At 61.5% G+C, this 18,166-nt stretch carries 22 protein-coding genes and 1 pseudogene; 10 read left to right on the forward strand and 13 right to left on the reverse strand.

Translation table 11 applies throughout. The features are described from left to right. Positions 1-86 precede the first annotated feature (86 nt). The 9 genes from WBQ96_RS00595 (at position 87) to WBQ96_RS00635 (ending at position 6,574) form a co-directional block, all read left to right on the forward strand. The gene (locus tag WBQ96_RS00595; RefSeq protein WP_165117604.1) at positions 87-1,184 is read left to right on the forward strand and encodes a fatty acid desaturase family protein; all 1,098 of its coding nucleotides are present in this window, start codon (positions 87-89) and stop codon (positions 1,182-1,184) included. Positions 1,185-1,242: 58 nt separating this feature from the next. Then, positions 1,243-1,557, forward strand: coding sequence for a MocE family 2Fe-2S type ferredoxin (locus WBQ96_RS00600; protein ID WP_091910889.1), 315 nt, complete (start codon positions 1,243-1,245; stop codon positions 1,555-1,557). Between the two features lie 83 nt (positions 1,558-1,640). Continuing rightward, entirely contained in the window at positions 1,641-2,873 is a 1,233-nt protein-coding gene (locus WBQ96_RS00605; protein ID WP_336547148.1) for an NAD(P)/FAD-dependent oxidoreductase, read from the forward strand. Between the two features lie 7 nt (positions 2,874-2,880). Continuing rightward, on the forward strand, positions 2,881-3,687 hold the full coding sequence (locus WBQ96_RS00610) for a 3-methyl-2-oxobutanoate hydroxymethyltransferase (RefSeq protein WP_336547146.1): 807 nt from the start codon (positions 2,881-2,883) through the stop codon (positions 3,685-3,687). Positions 3,688-3,841: 154 nt separating this feature from the next. After that, complete coding sequence (gene msuE / locus WBQ96_RS00615; RefSeq protein WP_336547144.1) at positions 3,842-4,405, forward strand: FMN reductase; 564 nt, start codon at positions 3,842-3,844, stop codon at positions 4,403-4,405. Between the two features lie 40 nt (positions 4,406-4,445). Then, positions 4,446-4,838 carry a hypothetical protein gene (locus WBQ96_RS00620; RefSeq protein ID WP_336547142.1) on the forward strand — a complete coding sequence of 131 codons (393 nt, stop codon included), beginning with the start codon at positions 4,446-4,448 and terminating at the stop codon, positions 4,836-4,838. Between the two features lie 278 nt (positions 4,839-5,116). Then, on the forward strand, positions 5,117-5,686 hold the full coding sequence (locus WBQ96_RS00625) for an ATP-binding cassette domain-containing protein (RefSeq protein WP_336547140.1): 570 nt from the start codon (positions 5,117-5,119) through the stop codon (positions 5,684-5,686). After that, the gene (locus WBQ96_RS00630) at positions 5,605-6,333 is read left to right on the forward strand and encodes an ATP-binding cassette domain-containing protein (RefSeq protein WP_336547138.1); all 729 of its coding nucleotides are present in this window, start codon (positions 5,605-5,607) and stop codon (positions 6,331-6,333) included. The genes WBQ96_RS00625 and WBQ96_RS00630 overlap by 82 nt, the downstream gene beginning before the upstream one ends. After that, positions 6,266-6,574 (forward strand): ABC transporter ATP-binding protein, encoded by a 309-nt coding sequence (locus WBQ96_RS00635; RefSeq protein ID WP_336547136.1) that lies wholly within the window; start codon positions 6,266-6,268, stop codon positions 6,572-6,574. The genes WBQ96_RS00630 and WBQ96_RS00635 overlap by 68 nt, the downstream gene beginning before the upstream one ends. A gap of 113 nt (positions 6,575-6,687) precedes the next feature. On the opposite strand, the gene WBQ96_RS00640 is transcribed toward WBQ96_RS00635, so the two are convergent. The 3 genes from WBQ96_RS00640 to WBQ96_RS00650 form a co-directional block, all read right to left on the reverse strand. Further along, positions 6,688-6,921 (reverse strand): hypothetical protein, encoded by a 234-nt coding sequence (locus WBQ96_RS00640; RefSeq protein WP_337035851.1) that lies wholly within the window; start codon positions 6,919-6,921, stop codon positions 6,688-6,690. A gap of 125 nt (positions 6,922-7,046) precedes the next feature. Next, a complete protein-coding gene (map, locus tag WBQ96_RS00645) occupies positions 7,047-7,826 on the reverse strand; it encodes a type I methionyl aminopeptidase (RefSeq protein WP_336547132.1) in 780 nt (259 codons plus the stop codon). Position 7,827: 1 nt separating this feature from the next. Beyond that, positions 7,828-8,034 carry a ParD-like family protein gene (locus tag WBQ96_RS00650; protein ID WP_165117589.1) on the reverse strand — a complete coding sequence of 69 codons (207 nt, stop codon included), beginning with the start codon at positions 8,032-8,034 and terminating at the stop codon, positions 7,828-7,830. A 76-nt stretch (positions 8,035-8,110) separates the two neighbouring features. On the opposite strand from WBQ96_RS00650, the pseudogene WBQ96_RS00655 reads away from it, so the two are divergent. After that, a pseudogene (locus WBQ96_RS00655) lies at positions 8,111-8,299 on the forward strand (hypothetical protein); the annotation flags it as partial. A gap of 26 nt (positions 8,300-8,325) precedes the next feature. Here WBQ96_RS00655 and rpiB read toward each other — a convergent pair. The 10 genes from rpiB to WBQ96_RS00705 all read right to left on the reverse strand — a co-directional run bounded on the left by rpiB (position 8,326) and on the right by WBQ96_RS00705 (position 18,158). Then, on the reverse strand, positions 8,326-8,775 hold the full coding sequence (rpiB, locus tag WBQ96_RS00660) for a ribose 5-phosphate isomerase B (RefSeq protein ID WP_336547130.1): 450 nt from the start codon (positions 8,773-8,775) through the stop codon (positions 8,326-8,328). A gap of 24 nt (positions 8,776-8,799) precedes the next feature. Beyond that, the gene (locus tag WBQ96_RS00665) at positions 8,800-10,077 is read right to left on the reverse strand and encodes a TRAP transporter large permease (protein ID WP_336547128.1); all 1,278 of its coding nucleotides are present in this window, start codon (positions 10,075-10,077) and stop codon (positions 8,800-8,802) included. A gap of 11 nt (positions 10,078-10,088) precedes the next feature. Next, positions 10,089-10,556 (reverse strand): TRAP transporter small permease, encoded by a 468-nt coding sequence (locus WBQ96_RS00670; protein ID WP_336547126.1) that lies wholly within the window; start codon positions 10,554-10,556, stop codon positions 10,089-10,091. A gap of 74 nt (positions 10,557-10,630) precedes the next feature. Continuing rightward, the gene (locus tag WBQ96_RS00675; protein ID WP_336547124.1) at positions 10,631-11,620 is read right to left on the reverse strand and encodes a TRAP transporter substrate-binding protein; all 990 of its coding nucleotides are present in this window, start codon (positions 11,618-11,620) and stop codon (positions 10,631-10,633) included. A gap of 34 nt (positions 11,621-11,654) precedes the next feature. Then, entirely contained in the window at positions 11,655-12,386 is a 732-nt protein-coding gene (locus WBQ96_RS00680) for a FadR/GntR family transcriptional regulator (RefSeq protein WP_336547122.1), read from the reverse strand. A 118-nt stretch (positions 12,387-12,504) separates the two neighbouring features. Next, a complete protein-coding gene (locus tag WBQ96_RS00685; RefSeq protein ID WP_165117577.1) occupies positions 12,505-14,061 on the reverse strand; it encodes an HAL/PAL/TAL family ammonia-lyase in 1,557 nt (518 codons plus the stop codon). After that, entirely contained in the window at positions 14,058-15,062 is a 1,005-nt protein-coding gene (locus tag WBQ96_RS00690; RefSeq protein WP_165117574.1) for an ornithine cyclodeaminase family protein, read from the reverse strand. The genes WBQ96_RS00685 and WBQ96_RS00690 overlap by 4 nt, the downstream gene beginning before the upstream one ends. Positions 15,063-15,133: 71 nt before the next feature. Beyond that, positions 15,134-15,922, reverse strand: a complete 789-nt coding sequence (locus tag WBQ96_RS00695; protein ID WP_336547118.1) for a 2-keto-4-pentenoate hydratase — start codon at positions 15,920-15,922, stop codon at positions 15,134-15,136. Further along, entirely contained in the window at positions 15,922-17,187 is a 1,266-nt protein-coding gene (locus tag WBQ96_RS00700; RefSeq protein WP_336547117.1) for an LLM class flavin-dependent oxidoreductase, read from the reverse strand. The genes WBQ96_RS00695 and WBQ96_RS00700 overlap by 1 nt, the downstream gene beginning before the upstream one ends. Next, positions 17,184-18,158: an LLM class flavin-dependent oxidoreductase gene (locus tag WBQ96_RS00705; protein WP_442920788.1), complete on the reverse strand. Its 975-nt coding sequence runs from the start codon at positions 18,156-18,158 to the stop codon at positions 17,184-17,186. Before WBQ96_RS00705 ends, WBQ96_RS00700 begins: the two co-directional genes overlap by 4 nt. Between the last annotated feature and the right edge of the window lie 8 nt (positions 18,159-18,166).

Here is an 18,166-nt window from a genome sequence, read left to right on the forward strand (position 1 = left end):
CACACCGAGGTCGGTCGGCATGGTGCCGCACGCCCCAGGCAGTTGAGGAGGAGCGCAGGACAACCGAGGACGAGATGGAGAATGAGATGACGGCAGCGACATCAAAGACGGTTCGAGACTACAGCCTCGTGGGCGAAAGCTCGCGCAAGGCCGTTGAAACCGGACTGGCTTCGGCCGAGTGGTATCATACGGATGTGCCGCGCAAGGCCATAAAGGAACTGATGCAGCGCAGCGACGGTCCCGCAATCCGTGACACCGTTATCTGGTTCGCGGCAATCCTGGCCTCTGCAGTCGGAGGCATCTATTTCTGGGGCACCTGGTGGTGCGTGCCGTTCTTCTTCGTCTATGGCGTGCTCTATGGATCGTCGAGCGACTCCCGCTGGCATGAATGCGGCCATGGCACGGCGTTCCGCACGCGCTGGATGAACGACGTGGTCTATCAGATCGCCAGCTTCATGCTGATGCGCAACCCGACCCAGTGGCGCTGGAGCCATGCGCGTCACCATACCGACACGATCATCGTCGGCCGGGACGCGGAGATCGCCGTGATGCGCCCTCCGGATCTCCTGAAGGTCGCGCTGATGTTCACGGGCCTGCTGGACTTCCGCTACTCGCTGCCCGGCCTGTTCCGGCAGGCCTTTGTCGGCCTGAACGACGAGGAGAAGAGCTACATTCCCGAGATGGAGCACTACAAGGCCGTTGTCGCCGCCCGCTGGCACGTTGCCATCTACATAGCCACCGTGGCGCTGGCGGTCTACCTGCGTTCCTGGCTGCCACTCATGTTGATCGGCCTGCCGCGCATCTACGGTAGCTGGCACATGGTCATGACCGGCTTGCTGCAGCACATCGGGCTGGCCGACAATGTCGTTGACCATCGGCTCAACACGCGCACCGTCTATATGAACCCGATCAGCCGGTTCATCTACTGGAACATGAACTACCATGTCGAGCACCACATGTTCCCGATGGTGCCGTATCATGCGCTGCCAAGGCTGCACGAGATGATCAAGCACGACCTTCCGACGCCAAACCCTTCGATTTGGCACGCCTACAAGGAAGTGTGGCCGGTCCTCAAGAAGCAGCTGCGCTACGAGGATTTCTACCTCAAGCGCGAACTGCCGCCGACGGCAAAACCCTATCGCGACGAATACCACAATTTCGTGATTCCAGCGGCCGCCGAATAGGCCGCCCGACAGACCGCCGGCCCGGCCGGCATTCCTCCCAACGACCTGGAATAGTGACATGAGTGAATGGATAGAAGCCTGCGAGGTAGACGATGTCGACGAGGAGGATGTCATCCGCTTCGACCACGCGGGAAAGACGTTCGCGATCTATCGCTCGCCCGACGACGAGTTCTTCGCCACCGATGGATTGTGCACGCATGAGAAGGTGCATCTTGCCGACGGACTGGTGATGGACGACATCATCGAGTGCCCCAAGCACAATGGCCGCTTCAACTACAAGACCGGTGCGGCCAAGGGTGCGCCGGTCTGTGTCAACCTGCAGACCTACCCGGTGAAGGTGGAATCCGGGAAGGTTCTGGTCCAGATCGGTTGAAGGGCTATGGAAACGGCACGAATCCATAACCGTAAGATCGTTGCCCGGTCTACGTCTCAGGCGGGCCTGCGGGAGATGTCCCGATGACGCCCGGCATGGTGATCGTTGGTGCTGGCGAGTGCGGCGCGCGCGCGACGCTGGCGCTGCGCGAAGAAGGTTATGACGGTCCGGTCACGCTGATCGGTGCCGAGCGGCATTTGCCATACGAGCGCCCGCCGCTGTCGAAGGACGGAATGGCGGCAGAGGCCATCGGCGCGAAGGTCATTGCCGATGACGCGCGCCTGCTGGAAGCCCGTATCGACCTGATGCTCTCCAGCGAGGTCGTCAGGATCGACCGGAATGCTCGAACGCTTGCGCTCGGCGGCGGTCGCGTCATTCCCTATGACAAGCTTCTGCTCGCAACCGGCGCGCGCCCGCGCCGCCTGCCGATGGCGGAAGGCATCGGCGGTTGCGTCTATCTTCGCACCCACGACGATGCCGAAGCGATCCGCGCCCGCCTGCGTCCCGACGCCCACGTCGCCATTATCGGCGGGGGATTTATCGGTCTGGAGCTTGCTGCGGCAGCGTCGATGCGAGGCTGCAGGGTCACGGTGCTGGAAACCCAGCCGCGCATTCTCATGCGCGGCGTGCCCGCCGAGATCGCCGATATCATCGCTGAGGCGCACGGAAGAAGCGGTGTCGTTATCCGTTGCGGGGTCTCCATTTCCGAAATGACAGCTGATGACTCGACACGCGCCGTCTCGCTGGTGGTCGACGGCGCAAGGATCGAGGCGGACCTTTGTATTGTGGGCATTGGCGCTGTCCCGAACACCGAAATAGCAAGCGATTCAGGCCTTGCCGTCGAGAATGGCATCCGCGTCGACGAGACCATGGCGACATCCGATCCGAACATCTTCGCTGCGGGCGATTGCGCCTCGTTCCCGCTGGTAATCTATGGCGGTCGTCGTGTCCGCCTTGAAGCCTGGCGAAACGCGCAGGAACAGGGCGCGCTTGCCGCCAGAAACATGTTGAGCAAAGGCGAGCAGCATAGCGCGGTCCCCTGGTTCTGGTCGGATCAATACGACCTCTCAATGCAGATCGCGGGTCTGGTCGATGAAGGCGTGACGACCGTCCGTCGGGAGGTCGGCGCGGATGCTTTCATACTCTTCCACCTCGCTGCCGATGGGCGGCTCGTCGCGGCCAGTGGTATTGGCCCGGGCAATGCTGTGGCTCGCGATATCCGGCTCGCCGAGATGCTGATTGCCAGGGGCGCGAAGCCGCCGGGTGACAAGCTGGCCGCATCGGACACGAAACTGAAATCACTTCTCGCCGCATGAGGATACCATGAGTACAAGCCGCAAGAGACCGACCGTCGCCGATCTGCGCGAGATGAAGGGCAAGCGCCAGCTAACGATGCTGCGCGTCATGACGCTCGAGGAGGCCGAGGCTGCCGAGCGCGCAGGCATCGACATCGTGTCCATCCCGCCGGAACTCATCCTGAACCCTCAGTACCGCGACGCGGCACCGACGCTTTTCTCCATGCCCGGCGACAACTTCTTCGAGATCGGCACCGGCGATGATTTCGTTCGCTGGGCGTTCAGGATGTTCAAGGCCGGCGCCGACTGCGTCTATTGCAGCGCCAGCTACGCCACGATCAAGCGAATGGCCGATGAAGCCATTCCCGTCGTCGGCCATGTCGGACTTATTCCGTCGCGCAAGACCTGGACCGGTGGCTTCAAGGCTGTCGGGAAGACCGCCGACAGCGGAATGGAAATCATGGAGGCGGTGAAGCAGCTTGAGGCCGCAGGTGCCTTCGGGGCTGAGATAGAGGTGGTTCCCGTTGAGGTCGCCGAAGCCATTTCGAAGCGCACTTCGCTCTTCATGCTGTCGATGGGGGCCGGCACGGGTTGCGATGCGCAGTACCTGTTTGCCGAAGACATCCTCGGCACAAATCGGGGTCACATGCCGCGCCACTCCAAGGTCTACCGCAACTTCGCTGCCGAGTATGAGCGTTTGCAGCAGGAGAGGGTGGCAGCATTCCAGGAGTACGTCGCCGATGTCGAAAGCGGGGTCTATCCCGAGGAAAAACACATCGTGCGCATGGATCCTGCGGAACTCGACAAGTTCATGAAGCAACTCGACGTCGCCTGAGCAGAAAGGCTTTATTCCCCCGGCATTATTATCGGTCAGGGCCATCAAGACCGTAAGAATTTCTCCCAACGGATGATGAGGAAGGCATTTCGTTCCTTCTTCCGATGTTCAATGTCTATAAAGTTAGTGGATATTGAGTGTTGGGAGTTTGTGGATGTCCAATCGCACCGTTGTCGGCTTTTCAGGCAATATCACGCGCCCCTCAAAGACGCGTGGTTTCGTTGATCACGTTGTAAGATCGATCTCCGCGCGATCAGCTTTGTCGGCTAATGTTTTTGATATTGAGGACCTCGGCCCGTCGCTCGCAACCGCTCGTTGGCAACGTGATCTCGATTCCGGTGCTGCGGATATTTTGCGCGCGATCGTTGATGCTGATGTCCTTGTTGTCGGCTCACCCACCTATAAGGGCAGCTATACCGGGCTCTTCAAGCATTTCTTCGACCTGATCGATCCTGCGGCGCTGCGCGGCAAGCCGGTCGTGCTCACTGCCACGGGTGGTGGCGATCGTCATTCGCTGATCGTCGAACACCAACTGCGGCCACTTTTCGGGTTCTTTGAGGCGTTCGTTCTGCCGACTGCGATCTATGCTTCGGACCGGGATTTCATCGACGGCACCTTATCATCAGAAGCAATCCAGGCGCGTACGGCGCAGGCCGTCGAAGAGGCGGCGCTACTTCTTGGCGCACGTTCGGCCATAGCTGCAGTCGCTGCCGAATAGGCAGCGAACACGAAGCCGTTTCAATCGACAGGACCGAGCCATGAATGTCGCCGTCAAGAATATTGCTGCGCCGGTCGAGATCGGGGAAGGGGCTGCTCCCATCCCCGAAGACGTGCTTGCCAGGTTTGCGCAGGATGCTTCGGCGCGCGATGCCGGCCGCGATCTGCCGTTCGATTCCGTCGAGACCCTGAAGAAACTGCGTTTTGGCGCATACCGACTGCCCAAGCGGGCAGGTGGCGGAGGCGCGAGCCTGGAGCGGTCCTTTGCCGCGGCTCTTAAGCTCGCAAAGGCCGATAGCAACTCATATCTGGCGCAACCACTTCATGCTGATCGAGCGGCTTGTCGTATATCCGACCACCGATCCCTTTCTGCAGAGGCTTCGCGAGTGGGTCAGCCAGGGCGAGCTGATCGGCCTCGCTGGCATCGAGCTTGACCGCAAGCAGACCGGCGGCGCATCCCCGCTGAGCAGCAAGTTGGTCAGGCATGGTGCAGGCTATCGCCTGTCGGGCAGGAAGTTCTATTCCACCGGCTCGATCTTCGCCGACTGGATCTCAACCTACGCGGCTCTGGAGGACGGAACAAACGCCAGCGTGCTCCTGCCGCGTGATCGAAAGGGTCTCGAACTGGTCGACGACTGGGACGGAATGGGCCTGCGCCTGACAGGCACTGGCCACCATATTCCACGACGTCGAAGTCGCGCCGGAGGAGGTCATGCGGGACGAGGAATTGCATCCGCAGGGAAAATTCTTCTCGTCCACGATTGCGCAGCTCTTCCTGACAACAGTCATTGCCGGCGTCACCGCAGCGATTGCCGAAGATGCCCGAGAGGTTCTCGGCAGTCGCGAACGGACCTTCTATTTTGCCCCGGCCGAAAACGCGAAGGACGACCCCTTGCTGCTCGCCTCAATCGGTGAGCGCCATGCCGATGCTTTCGCCACCGAGGCGATCGTACTCGCGGCAGCGCGCGTCCTCGACGAGGCGGCCACAGGCGGTCAGCGTCAGCGCGTGATGATCGCCATGGCCATTGCCTTGAAGCCACAGCTCTTGATCGCGGATGAACCGACAACGGCGCTGGATGCGTCGGTCCGGGAGCAGATCCTAAGCCTTATCGACCGCTTGCGCGGCGAGCTCAATATGGCGGTACTGCTGATCTCGCATGATCTGCCGCTGGTCAGCCGATGGACCGACAGGGAATCATCATGCATCACGGCAAGGCCATGGAGGCATTGCCGTCACCCGAATTGTTCAAGGCCGGGCGCCATCCCTATACGCGCGGGCTGATCGGAGCGTCTATCCGCCTCGATGACGGCAAGCGCTACGACAGGGCCCGCCTTGCCGAGGTGCAGGCGGTGCGCAAGCCGGATGGCGAGTTCGACTTCACGCTGAAGCAGGCCGTTCCTGCTACGACTGGGGTGCTTCCCACTAAAGAACCCGCACTGACAGTTCGCGATCTGGTTATCCAATATGAGGGCGCCAGGGCTGTCGACGGCGTTTCCTTTGCCATTCCGAAGGGACGCACGCTGGGGCTGGTGGGGGAATCTGGCTGCGGCAAGTCTTCCTTGTCACGCGCGATCATGGGCCTCGTCAGGCCCACCTCGGGTGAGGTCGTTCTAGGCGAAGACACCCTGTCCGGTTTGTCGAGCCGGGCCATGCGACCCCATCGCAGGAGGCTGCAGATGATCTTTCAGGATCCCTTCGCCTCTCTCAATCCTCGTCATGCGGTGGGCACGATCCTTGGCGGAGTGCTGCATGCAAATGGCATATCGTCCAGTGCCGAGCGTCAAACGCGTATTCGCGAAACGCTCGATCAAGTGGGTCTGACATACAATTCCATCCATCGTCTGCCACATGAGTTTTCCGGTGGCCAAAGACAGCGCATTGCGATCGCGCGCGCTCATCCTGCGCCCGGAACTGGTGATCTGCGATGAACCGACCTCGGCCCTGGATGTCTCGGTCCAGGCGCAAATCCTGAATTTGCTGGCAGACCTGAAGCACGAGCTCAGGCTGACCTACCTGTTCATCTCCCACGACCTTGCGATTGTTCGCTACATTTCCGACGAAGTAATGGTGATGCGTTCCGGCAAGATTCTGGAACGCGGCAGCACCGAAACAATCTGGGAAGCCCCAAATCACGAATACACGCGTACTTTGATCGCTGCTGCTGCGTGAGACCAGAGGTGGCCTGTTGCTGCCCAAGGCAGCTCCAGAGCACGAGGTTAGATCGCCCTCGGACGCGCCCGGGGCGAAGCTTCTGACAAGCAACGCACGATAGCCGCCGGCAATCAGCTGTCGGACAAAGCTTCTCCGATTGCCTTCATCTGGTCACGCCATGTGCCGTCTGCCAGCCCGGCTGTATCCAGACCCTCTGCCTTGAGGGCGTGTTTCATCACGGCAATCGAAAACATCGTTGGACAGGTGAGGACGCCAAACACATTGGTCTCCCATGCCGCACGCGCTTCATCCAGGATACGTTGCTTGTCGGGGCACAAAAGATGGCGCCTGCCTTCCAAGCACATCAATTGGGCCTCGCCTGTGATGCACCACAGTCGACGTTGATGGCGGCGCTAGCCGTTCGAGCCGCTCGCTTGCCGCCTGCTTTCATCGCGTTCTCGTCCCACCCAAGGCAGGTACGGACCAATGATCACGCCCTGCTTTCCAGCATCGGCGTCTCGTCTTGGCGCAGGGTCAAGACATCGACGCCAGTTCTCGTGACGGCGACCGTATGTTCGAATTGGGCGGAGAGCTTCCGGTCGTTGGTCACGACCGTCCATCCGTCGCTTGTCGTCGAGACCTTGCGGGTGCCCTGGTTGACCATCGGCTCGATGGTGAAGACCATGCCCTCGCGCAGCTTCAAGCCCGTTCCCGGCCGTCCGAAATTCAGCACCTGCGGTTCCTCGTGCATCTCGCGGCCGATGCCATGCCCGCAATATTCCCGTACAACCGAATAGCCGTTCCTTTTGGCATGCCGTTCGATCGCGAAACCGATGTCGCCCAGATGTGCTCCGGGCCGGACCTGTCTTATGCCTCTCCACATCGCCTCCTGGGCGACCCGCACCAGCCGCCTCGCGGCGGGCGGGGCATTGCCGACCAGGTAGGTCTTGCTCGAATCGGCAATGAAGCCGTTCTTTTCGAGCGTGATGTCGAAGTTGACGATGTCGCCGTCGCGGATGATCTCGCTCGGACCCGGCACGCCGTGGCAAACGACATGATTGATCGAACAGTTCAGGACATATTTGAAGCCATATTGTCCCTTGCTGGCTGGACGTGCGGCAAGATCCACGGTGATGAAGCGGTCGACCAGATCGTTGACCTGCAATGTCGACATACCGACGAGCTCCTGCCCGTCCAGCATCTCGAAGACGGACGCCAGCATCCTGCCCGATACGCGCATGAGCGCCAGTTCGTCCGGGGTCTTTACCACGTTAGGCGACCGCTAAATCCGCGACACTCACATGCGCAGTCGCGAACTGCACCTTCACGATTTCGTTGAAGGACAAGGTTGGATTGGCTTCAGCCAGCATGCCGATCTTCATCCAGAACTCGGCCTGCGCATTGATGGACCGGCACATCACTGTGCTGGCCCGACGGGCTTCCTCATGCAGGTCGTCGTCGATTTTCACGAGGCCCATGGGTGTCTCTGATATTTAGTGAACATACGAACCATATATGGTTCGTATGTTTTTGAGTCAATCGGATACTCAGGGTATCAGTGAGGCGCTTCCAGGGGTGCGCGCGGCCGACAGGCGCTGTGCTGCAATCGGAAGCTGGGCGGCGATGGTAGGGGCGGTGATCCTCGCCCGCGCGATTATGGACCGATGCGGGGATCAACCACGCGCCAGCCAACTAGGTGGTCCCATGCGGCGGCGTTGTTTTCAATTCCGCCGCATCGTTTAGGAAGGGCGAGGGCTGCTTGAAGGCCGTCACTTCCGAGCTTCATCCATTTCGGCTAGCTTGCGTACTCGCCGGCGGAAATCCTCGTCTGTCGAGAATTCCGCTTGCAAATATGCGGTGACCAGATCCTTGGCGAGCCAGGCGCCAACGATCTGCGCGCCGATACACATGACGTTGACGTCATCGTGCTCGACCGACTGGTGTGCTGAATGGACGTCGTGGCAGACGGCAGCGCGGATGCCCTTGACTTTGTTTGCAGCGATCGACGCGCCGACGCCGGTGCCGCAAACCATGACCCCGCGGTCGGCCTTTCCCTCATTTATAGAGGATGTGACCATCTTGGCGATATCGGGGAAGTCGACGGGGTTCGGGTCGTATGAGCCGGCGTCGTGAACCTCGTGGCCGAGCGACTTGATATGGTCGACGATGGTGGCCTTGAGGGCAAAGCCGGCGTGGTCCGAGCCGATGACGATGCGCATAGGGGATATCTCCACGGATTGGGATTATTGAGCGATCATGCGCGGCAGCCACAGCGTGAAATCCTTGGCGAAGGTCAGGATGGCAAGCGTGGTCAGCAGCGGAATGTAGAAGGGCAGAAGGGCTTTCAGCAGCTGTTTTATGGACACTTTCGCGATGTCCGAGACAAGGAACAGCGAGAGGCCCATGGGCGGCGTCAGCAGGCCGATCATCAGATTGAAGATCGTCACGATACCAAGCTGGACCGGATCGACGCCTGCGAGAACCAATGGCGGTGCGATGATCGGCACCAGGAGCAGGGTCGCCGTTGTCGAGTCCAGGAACATCCCGGCAATGAAGAAGATCAGGTTTGCGATGATGAGCAGCATCAACGGGTCCTTCGACCAGTCGAGCAAGGTGGCTGCAAAAACCTGAGGCACCTGTTCGACGGCGAGAATCCAGCCGAAAAGTGCAGCCGAGGCTACGATGATCAGGATCGCGCTGGAACTGCGGGCTGTCAGAACAGCCGAGTTCCAGAGATGCGCGAGCGTCAATTCCCGGTAGAAGGCGCCGCTGATGAAGATGACATAAACTGCCGTGATCGCGGCAGCTTCGGTGGGCGTAAAGGCTCCGGCCGTCATTCCCGCCACCATGAGGACCGGAGCGACGATTGCCGGAAGCGCCGGCAGGAGTGCGGCCACGACCTCGCCGACGGTTGGCCAGCGTTCGGCGCGGGGATGACCGTGCCGGACAGCCACGATCAGCACGGTGAGCATAAGCAATATCGTGCAGGCGATAGCCGGCATGATACCTGCGACGAGAAGCTGGACGATCGATACGCTTGTGACCGAGCCATAAACGATAAGCGGGATCGAAGGCGGGAAGATCGGTCCCAGCGTGGCGGAGGCTGCGGTTACCGCACCGGCAAAGGACGGATCGAAACCGCGTTTCTTCATGGCGTCGATCTCGATACGGCCGAGCCCGCCGATATCGGCAAGTGCCGCACCGGACATGCCGGAGAAGACGAGGCTTCCGAAGACGTTCACCTGGGCAAGACCGCCCGGCACCCGCCCGACCAGCGTGTAGGCGAAACGGAAGATACGATCCGTTATGCCCGAGAGGTTCATCAGGTTGCCGACGAAGATGAAGAGGGGGACGGCGACTAGCGGAAAGGAGTCGAGCGCATAGGTGATGCGTTGGGCCAGCAGTCCCAGCGGCAGCCCTTCGATGAGGATGTAGGCGATCGAGGGCAACAGAATGGCGTAGACAACGGGGAAGCCTAGCATGAAAAGCGCGAGAAAGGCGATGACGACGAGAAAGCCCATGTCAATCGTCCTCAGATCGCGATGTTCGTGTCGGCCTGCGGTGGTTTCCGCAGATGGACGAGGTGGACCAGAGCGGCTCCTGCGAAGCCGAACAGTGTCGCGCCCAGGAATATCCAGAAGGGGATGCCCAGTGTTGGCGTCGCGTTTGCGAGGTTCCTGGAAATATTTGCCGCAGTCACCCAGGCGATGAAACCGGTGATCGCAACAGCGCTGATGGAGATCGTGAAGTTCACCACCGCACGCAGCTTTCTGGGCATCGCCGCCTTGAATTCTCCCATTACGATGTTCTCGCCGTGCTCGATCACCAGCGGATAGGCGAGGAAAACAAGGCAAATGAGCAGAAAGCGCGTCAGTTCCTCAGCGCCGATGAAGGGCAGCGTAAACACCCCGCGCATGATGACCTGAGCGGTCGGAACGATTATCAGCCCCGCCATGACGGCAACAACGATGACCGTCAGGATACGTTCTGGCACGCGCATCTCGTATCTCCCAAGATTTCTGAAAACGGCAGGCAGGACGCGGCGAGGAGCCGCGTCCTTGCGGTGCGACCGTGTTACTTGACCGTTGCGATCTGTTCGATGAGCGGCGTGAAGTTTGGAAAGTCCTGGCTGATCTGCGCGCCGACCTTTTCACGAAAGGCGGCTACGTCGAGGCCGTCTGCTTCGGTGATGACGGTCATGCCGCGGCCCTTGAGATCTTCGACCAGCTTGGCCTCGGACTCGGTTGCCATCTTCAGTGACTTTTCGGCCTCATCATCGAGAACCTTCGTGATGGCTGCGCGCTGTTCCTCGCCAAGTCCTTGCCAGACATCCTCATTGACGAAGACGGCAAGCACGGCACGCATATGGCCTGTCATGGACAGATGCGATTGGACCTCATTGAGGTTGTTGGAAGCGATCATGGTCAGTGGGTTCTCCTGGCCGACGACCACACCCGTCATCAGCGCAGTCGGCAGTTCCGCGACCTCAACGGGGGTCGGAATGGCGCCGAAACCCTTGACCATGGAGACCCAAAGCTCGAGCGGCACGGCCCTGAAAGGCCTGCCGGCGAGATCTTCCGGCGTCTTGACGGCGAAGTTCGAAGAGATGTGCCGGTCGCCGCGATAGATGCGGCCTATGATGCGGATACCCTGCGCCACAAGTTTCTCGTTTATCGCCTGGAGCGCAGGCGATGTGTCCGGATCGGTTGCCGCAAGCGCATGCGCGCCGTCGCGATAGATAAACGGTGCGTTGAAAACCGCCACCTCAGGTACGAGGCGGGCTAGCGAAGCGAAGTCATGATGGCCCATCGATATGGAGCCTATGCGGACACCGTCCACCATCTCGGCCACACCGCCGAGCTGGCTGGCCGGATAGACGGTAACGGTGACGTCGCCGTTGGTGGCGGCCGCAATGCCCTGTGCCGCCTGCGCGGCATATACCGTCTGGATATCGCCTTCCGCGCCGACATGGGCATAACGTAATTCGGCGGCTTGCGTGGCGGTCGTGGCGGCGAGCGCGATGGTCACGCCAGCCAATACACTTAGAATTCTGTTGTGCAGCATGTTGTAACTCCTCCCATTGGTTTCATGCTTTTGGTTAAGTCGGCGGCCTCCTCGAGAAGGCCGAGATCAGGCTGCGACGACGGAATGCGTCGCCGATGGCGAAATGCTCACGAAGCTTCCGGTCGGCTGCATCAGGGTCCCTGTCGACGATGGACAGGAAGACCTCGCGGTGTGCGTCGACCAGGTAGTCGATGATGCCGGGCTCGGAGGCAGTCACCTCGCGGCGCTGTATGTGGCTGCGGCGCAGGAGGTCGCCAATCGCGCGGTAGAGCGTGTTCAGAGCCTCGCTGTGGCTGGCGTCGACTATCGCCTGGTGGAAAGCGAAGTCAGCCGCGCCGCCCTCGGCAGGGTCATGCAGCGTGTCCATCAGTCGGGTCAGCTTGGAGCCGATACCCTTGAGATCGGTCTCGCTCGCCCGGTCGCATGCAAGCCTGATTGCCTGGCATTCGATGGCGATGCGCGCCTGCATTACGTCATCGAGAATGTCGGGCTGCTGCGCCAGACTGAAAGTGAAAAAATCCGAAAGCACGGAGATGTCCGCGTGGCGCACGAAAGCGCCGCGGCCATGCTGAATATCGAGGAAACCCAGCATGGACAGCGAGCGCAGGGCCTCGCGCAGCATGGGACGGGACACTCCCAATTTGAGCGCCAGTTCACGCTCGCCCAGCAATCGCTCTCCTGTTTTTAGGGTCCCGTCGAGCAGCGCATTACGGAAGAAGGCAAATACCTTCTCAGCGCCGGACAGGTCTTCACTTTGAGCAAGCATGGGTCACATTCAACTGGAATGACAGTGGTAAGACCACTTCAATCAAACGCATTGCATGTTGTCAATAGAGGCTATGTCTCGTTGGGCATCTCGGCGCAGATCGCCTAAGTTTTCCCGCTTACGCGGATATGATTGAGGGAATGCCGGAAAACAGGGCGTCGATCGCCTTTATCGTATCCCTCTTCCACAGCATGTCATGGACCGCTGCGGCATCGGGGCCGGTCTCGTGGTCTTCCACCAGTTCTGCCGCCACCGCGCGCACCATCTTGTGAAGGAGACTGCCGGCATCTCCGAGTTTGCGTTCCGGTTCCGCCGCCACGCGCAGGTCGCAAGCCTGAGCTGACAGAAGCGCCTCGATCGAGACCAGCCAGCGGACAAGTTCGATCTGCTCGTCGAGTTTGCGGATGGTGAGAGTGGTCTGCGGCGCGAGGTCCTCGACGGTGTCGGAAACGACGATTGCATCTAGACTGGCGGGCTGCGCCTTCAGCCGGATTTCCGCGTGGAGTGCCGCGATAGACTTCTGCATGGGAACGAAACCGGCGGCCGCGCCGCCGACCGGCGACAGATAGTTCGGCAAACCTGAAAGCCGCCCGGTCATCAGCTTGATCGACCGCTGCGCCGAGGCGGTGGCGAGATGCACAAGCGCGATGGCCAGTGTGTCGAACGCCAGCGCTATGGAGGGCGTGTGGAAATTGGCGGAGGAATGGATCTCGCCGGTTTCAGGCAGAACCAGCGGATTATCCGCAACCGCATTCAGCTCGATTTCGACGGCATCGCGCGCGGCCTCGAAAGCACCGAGGACCGTTCCAGTTATTTGCGGCAGCGTGCGGAAGGAGATGGCGTCCTGTATCTGCCGCGAGGCCGCAGCCTGCGTCTGGCTGCTGCCTTCCATGGCTTTGCGGAACAGCGTTGCCGCCTGTTGCTGGCCGTTGGCCGGTCGCGCCGCCACCAGGCGCGGGTGGAAGATCAGCGCATTGGCGGCATAGCCTTCGCAGGCAAAGGCGGCTGTCGCGATATGGACAGTCAACAGCGCGCGCACCGCCTCGAGGGAAAGGGCTGCCATGGCGCAGGTGACAGACGAGGCATTGCCGACGGCGAGGCCATCCTTGGAGCCGAGTTTGACCGGCGCGAGCCCAGCCGCTTTCAAGGCTTCCGCGCCGGAAAGGACTCTCCCGCGGAAATAGGCGCGACCTCGCCCGATCAGCACCGCAGCGACACTCATCATGAGGACCAGATCGCCGGTGCCGAGCGACCCGCGCGATGGAATGACCGGAACGACGTCCCGCTCCAGCATCGCGATCATCAGATCATGGACATGCGGCGACACTCCGGCTCCACCCTGCGCCAGCGTGGCGATGCGGCAGAACAGAGCGGCCCGGCAGGTCTCGATGGGCAGCGGGTCGCCGACACCGGCGATGCGGCCGCGCACCATCTGCTCCTGAAACGCCGGTATCTCGTCCTGCGTGATGCGATGCCCGACATTGCCGCCAAGACCCGTGTTGAGCCCGTAGACCGGGATATTGCGCGCCAGATGATCGTCGACCACCGCGCGCGAAGCCTGCATGCGGGCGCGGATTTCTGGGCTCAGCACGACCCGCAGCGGCGTGTGCGCGGCGTTCACCACATCCGCGATGCTCAGCGGGCGGGCGCCAAGATGGAAATCGGGCACGCTCATGCGTAGCGCAACCTGTGGCCGGCGCCCATACCGGCGGCTTTCTTCAAAATGGCATGGCCGAGCGCGATATCGGACAGCGACAGGCCGCGATGCCAGAACAGGATGGTCTCGGCATCTTTCTCGCGCCCGGGCTTGAGACCGGCCACGATCTGCCCGAGTTCGGCATGGAGCGTCGCTTCCGACAGTTTGCCTGCCTCGACATGAGCGCGCAGCGACCCGAACTTGCCACCCTTGCACTGACCCCAATCGTCGACGACCATCTTGGACATGATATCGGTCAGCGAAAGCTCCACCGCGCTCATCGTGCCATAAGGCACGACGAATGCGCCCGGCTTGATCCATTCGGTCTTCAGCATGGGTTGCGGCGCGCTGAGCCGTGAGGCCTCCACCACGATATCCGCGTCCTCGACGCAGGAGCGCCAGTCGTCGGTGGCGATGACCTCCTTGCCGAGGTCGCGGCTGAGCTTCTCGGCAAAGGCGTTGCGGCTTTCGGGCCGGCGCGAATGGACGCGGATCGTTTCGAAATCGAACAGGCTGTCCAGCAGTCTGACGTTCCAATAGGCCGTGCCGCGTGCACCGATGTGACCGAGCGTCTTCGATCCCTTGCGGGCGAGGTATTTGGCACCGACCGCAGTCACCGCTCCGGTGCGCATGTCGGTGATGCCGCTGGCATCCATGATGGCGGTGGGCATGCCGGTGCGCGGATCGAACAGGTTCAAGATCCCGAATTCCGACGGCAGGCCCTGCTTGTAGTTGTCGACGAAATCGCCGACCACCTTCACACCCGCCGCATCGATCTCGCCGCCGATCCAGCCGCGCAGGACGTTGAAGTGGCCCTCGACGCCGGCCTTCGGCTCCAGATGCACGCGAGGCTCGATCACCGTTTCGCCGCGTCCCTGCATGCCAAGGCTCGCCTCGATGGCCGCCAGTATTTCGGCGTCCGAAAGTGCTGCCGCCTCGATATCGTGCCGGTTCAGGTAGGTCAGGTAGATCGGCTGCATGGGCACTCCTTGAAAAATCGAACCCGGCATCGCGGCTCGCGTCACCCCAGCCGGGAATATATCGCCGCGGACTACCGCAACCTGAACGACGCGTGTCCGACGCTGGTCATGGAGACGGAGACCTCGGAGGGCGCGGCGACGGAGCGGGTCGGCAGATGCGTTCCACACAGGACCGACATTCCGGCCCGCAGCTGTTCACCTCTGTCGGCCAAAACGCGCGTCATCCAGGCGACAACCTCCAACGGGTCCTGCGGCGCAGCACCCGTTGCCTCGGCGACTACTTTCCCGTCGATTGATACGCTTGTCGTCAGCGTCGCCAGATCGAGACTTTCGATCGCGATGCCCGGACCGCCGATGACCGCGCCGACATTGTATATGCCCTGAGCCACCGCTTGCGCCGCAGTCGGGTCGAGCGCGAAAGCATTGCGCGGGTCCAACAATTCGAAGCCGGGCCGCACGAGTTCCAGACTGGCCAGGATTTCGTCGCGACTGCATTGCCTTGCCGGCAGATCGCGCGAAAGGGTGAGGATGAGTTCCGGTTCGATGATAAGGTCGCGGTAATTGGCGCCATCGAGCATCGCGCCGCTCGGCACGATCAGGTCGGCGAAAACCGGTGCGATACAAGGCTCGTTGAGCCCATAATATTGCAGCGACGACGCCTTGTTGAAGGCGATCTTGTAACCGCCGATCTTACGGTTCGGTTTGATTGCATGAAGCTGCTGCACGACTTCGTGCTGCACCTCATAGGCTAGGCCGAGATCGGTGCCGATCGAGCCGACATGCCGGTCGAAGGTGCGCTTTTCGAGGATTTCGCCGGCGATAGCGCTCGAGAGAGAAGCAATACTCGTGGAACTTGTCATTATTTCCGTACCGGTTTTTTCAGGCCAAGATGTTCACGCAGCGTGCGTCCGTCGTAGTCCAGCCGAAACAGGCCGCGGCGCTGCAATTCCGGCACGACGAGCGTGGCGAAGGCATCCAGCTCTCCGGGGAAGTAGGACGGCATGACATTAAAGCCATCGGCCGCGCCGCCTTCAAACCGTGCCTGGAGCTCATCCGCGATCTGGGCCGGTGTTCCAACCACGCGCCAGTGCCCGCGTGTGCCGGCAAAGTGGCGCGCCAGATCCCTTATCGAGAGATTGTCGCGGCGCGACTGTTCGACGACAAGGGCTTGCCGGCTCTGCATTCCCTCGGTGGCCGGTAGCTCAGGCAGCGGGCCGTCGACAGGATAGCCCGACAGGTCGGTGCTGAGATAGCTGGACAGGAGCGCCACGCCGACATCGTCGGGGATCAGCTCCTGCAACTCGTCAACCTTGGCGCGGGCCTCCGCTTCGGTTGCCGCCACCACGGGCGCGACGCCGGGCATGATCTTGATGTCGTCCGGTTCGCGCCCGCAGGCAACCAGACGCGTCTTGAGATCGTCGTAGAAGGCCTTCGCCTCCTCGAAGGTCTGTGCGGCGGTGAACACCACATCGGCGGTGCGGGCGGCGAGATCGCGGCCTTCATCCGAGGCCCCGGCCTGCACCATCACCGGCGCTCCCTGCGGCGAGCGCGGCAGGTCCAGCGGGTCACGCACCGAAAAATTCCGGCCGTCATGGTTGAGCGCATTACCGTCACCATGCCACAGGCCGGCAACCACGGTTGCGAATTCGCGAGCGCGTTCATAACGGTCGGAATGCGGGCGCAGGCCGGTCGAGCCGAAATTCGCCGCTTCTATGTGGCTGGCCGATGTTACGAGATTCCAGCCGGAGCGGCCGCCGCTGATCTGGTCGAGCGAGGAGAAGGTGCGGGCCAGACCGTAGGGTTCGTTGTAGCTGGTCGAGGCCGTTGCGACGAGACCGATATGGCTGGTCTGGGCTGCAAGGGCTGCGAGCAGGCTGATGGGTTCGAAGCCGATCGAGCGCGAGGTCTGGCTGGCGATCGCGACATTGGCCTCGCGCAGGCCGGCGGCATCCTCGCAGAAGATGAGATCGAATTTGGCGGCCTCCGCCGTGCGTGCAAGCTGGATGTAATGATCGATGTCTATGCCAGCCATGATATGCGACTTGGGGTGACGCCACGCGGCGATGTGATGTCCGGTCGCCCACAGAAAGGCGCCGAGTTTCATCTGCCTGCGATCGGCTGTCATGATGCGCCTCCCCCGGCAAGGCCAAGATTTGCGCGCAACGTAGCGCCGGCATAGTCGTGCCGGGCGAGCCCGCGCTGCCGCAGCTCCGGCAGGACATGGCCGACGAAATCGTCGAGAGCGGCAACCTGCGGCGGCAGGACGATGTTGAAGCCGTCACAGTCGCCCGTCCGGAATTGCGCTTCGAGCCGGTCGGCGGTTTCGGCCGGCGTGGCTGACGGCTCCAGCGTGACGAATATCTTCACCGCATCGGGCTCGCGTCGGCATGCTGCGGCGCGGGCAGTCAGATCGTCATGGAACAGCTTGGCGCTTTCGGGTGATACTTCGTCCGTCAGCACGACATCGGCCGTGCGGGCGGCAATGCCCAAGTCCGACGCCGACAGGCTGGACATCACCAGCGCGGGCGTATCCTGCGGAGACCGCGCGACATTCAGAGGCCCGCGGACTGAAAAGAATTCGCCCTTGTGATCGAGCAGGTGCATTCTTTCTGGATCGTGGAAACGCCCGCCCGCCTTGTCGAAGAGCAGCGCATCAGTGTCCCAGCCTTTCCACAGGCCCCGGACGATATCGATGTATTCCTCTGTCCGCCGGCGAAAGTCGTCGGGAGAAAAACCGTCCGAGCGGCTGAAATTCGGCGCCTCGAGCAGGTTTTGCGCCATGGAGACTTTCCAGCCGGCGCGGCCATGGCTGATGACGTCGAGCGAGGCAAAACGGCGCGCGAGATTGTAGGGCTGATGCGCGACTGTCGACGCTGCGGCAACTAGCCCGATCCTGCTGGTCACCGTGGCGAGCGCCGCCACCAGCGTCGTAGCCTCGAAGGGCGCGGCATCGGCAAACACCACCATGTCGAGCGCGTTCGCCTCGGCCTTTCGGACCAGTTGCGCGAGCAGGCCGAAATCCAGTCCGGCGGCTGCGGCAGAACCGCTTCCGGGGGAGAAAGAAATACCGAGATGCATTGTCCGTTCGCGGCTCATCGGCGCTT

The sequence above is a fragment of the Mesorhizobium sp. CCNWLY176 genome, from assembly GCF_037153935.1.
Lineage (GTDB): Bacteria > Pseudomonadota > Alphaproteobacteria > Rhizobiales > Rhizobiaceae > Mesorhizobium_M > Mesorhizobium_M zhangyense.

Coding starts and splice junctions, on each gene's coding strand:
- WBQ96_RS00595 (WP_165117604.1), top strand. CDS start 87: ATGACGGCAGCGACATCAAAGACGGTTCGAGACTACAGCCTCGTGGGC.
- WBQ96_RS00600 (WP_091910889.1), top strand. CDS start 1,243: ATGAGTGAATGGATAGAAGCCTGCGAGGTAGACGATGTCGACGAGGAG.
- WBQ96_RS00605 (WP_336547148.1), top strand. CDS start 1,641: ATGACGCCCGGCATGGTGATCGTTGGTGCTGGCGAGTGCGGCGCGCGC.
- WBQ96_RS00610 (WP_336547146.1), top strand. CDS start 2,881: ATGAGTACAAGCCGCAAGAGACCGACCGTCGCCGATCTGCGCGAGATG.
- msuE (WP_336547144.1), top strand. CDS start 3,842: ATGTCCAATCGCACCGTTGTCGGCTTTTCAGGCAATATCACGCGCCCC.
- WBQ96_RS00620 (WP_336547142.1), top strand. CDS start 4,446: ATGAATGTCGCCGTCAAGAATATTGCTGCGCCGGTCGAGATCGGGGAA.
- WBQ96_RS00625 (WP_336547140.1), top strand. CDS start 5,117: ATGCGGGACGAGGAATTGCATCCGCAGGGAAAATTCTTCTCGTCCACG.
- WBQ96_RS00630 (WP_336547138.1), top strand. CDS start 5,605: ATGCATCACGGCAAGGCCATGGAGGCATTGCCGTCACCCGAATTGTTC.
- WBQ96_RS00640 (WP_337035851.1), bottom strand. CDS start 6,921: ATGTGCTTGGAAGGCAGGCGCCATCTTTTGTGCCCCGACAAGCAACGT.
- WBQ96_RS00650 (WP_165117589.1), bottom strand. CDS start 8,034: ATGGGCCTCGTGAAAATCGACGACGACCTGCATGAGGAAGCCCGTCGG.
- rpiB (WP_336547130.1), bottom strand. CDS start 8,775: ATGCGCATCGTCATCGGCTCGGACCACGCCGGCTTTGCCCTCAAGGCC.
- WBQ96_RS00665 (WP_336547128.1), bottom strand. CDS start 10,077: ATGGGCTTTCTCGTCGTCATCGCCTTTCTCGCGCTTTTCATGCTAGGC.
- WBQ96_RS00670 (WP_336547126.1), bottom strand. CDS start 10,556: ATGCGCGTGCCAGAACGTATCCTGACGGTCATCGTTGTTGCCGTCATG.
- WBQ96_RS00675 (WP_336547124.1), bottom strand. CDS start 11,620: ATGCTGCACAACAGAATTCTAAGTGTATTGGCTGGCGTGACCATCGCG.
- WBQ96_RS00680 (WP_336547122.1), bottom strand. CDS start 12,386: ATGCTTGCTCAAAGTGAAGACCTGTCCGGCGCTGAGAAGGTATTTGCC.
- WBQ96_RS00685 (WP_165117577.1), bottom strand. CDS start 14,061: ATGAGCGTGCCCGATTTCCATCTTGGCGCCCGCCCGCTGAGCATCGCG.
- WBQ96_RS00690 (WP_165117574.1), bottom strand. CDS start 15,062: ATGCAGCCGATCTACCTGACCTACCTGAACCGGCACGATATCGAGGCG.
- WBQ96_RS00695 (WP_336547118.1), bottom strand. CDS start 15,922: ATGACAAGTTCCACGAGTATTGCTTCTCTCTCGAGCGCTATCGCCGGC.
- WBQ96_RS00700 (WP_336547117.1), bottom strand. CDS start 17,187: ATGACAGCCGATCGCAGGCAGATGAAACTCGGCGCCTTTCTGTGGGCG.
- WBQ96_RS00705 (WP_442920788.1), bottom strand. CDS start 18,158: ATGAGCCGCGAACGGACAATGCATCTCGGTATTTCTTTCTCCCCCGGA.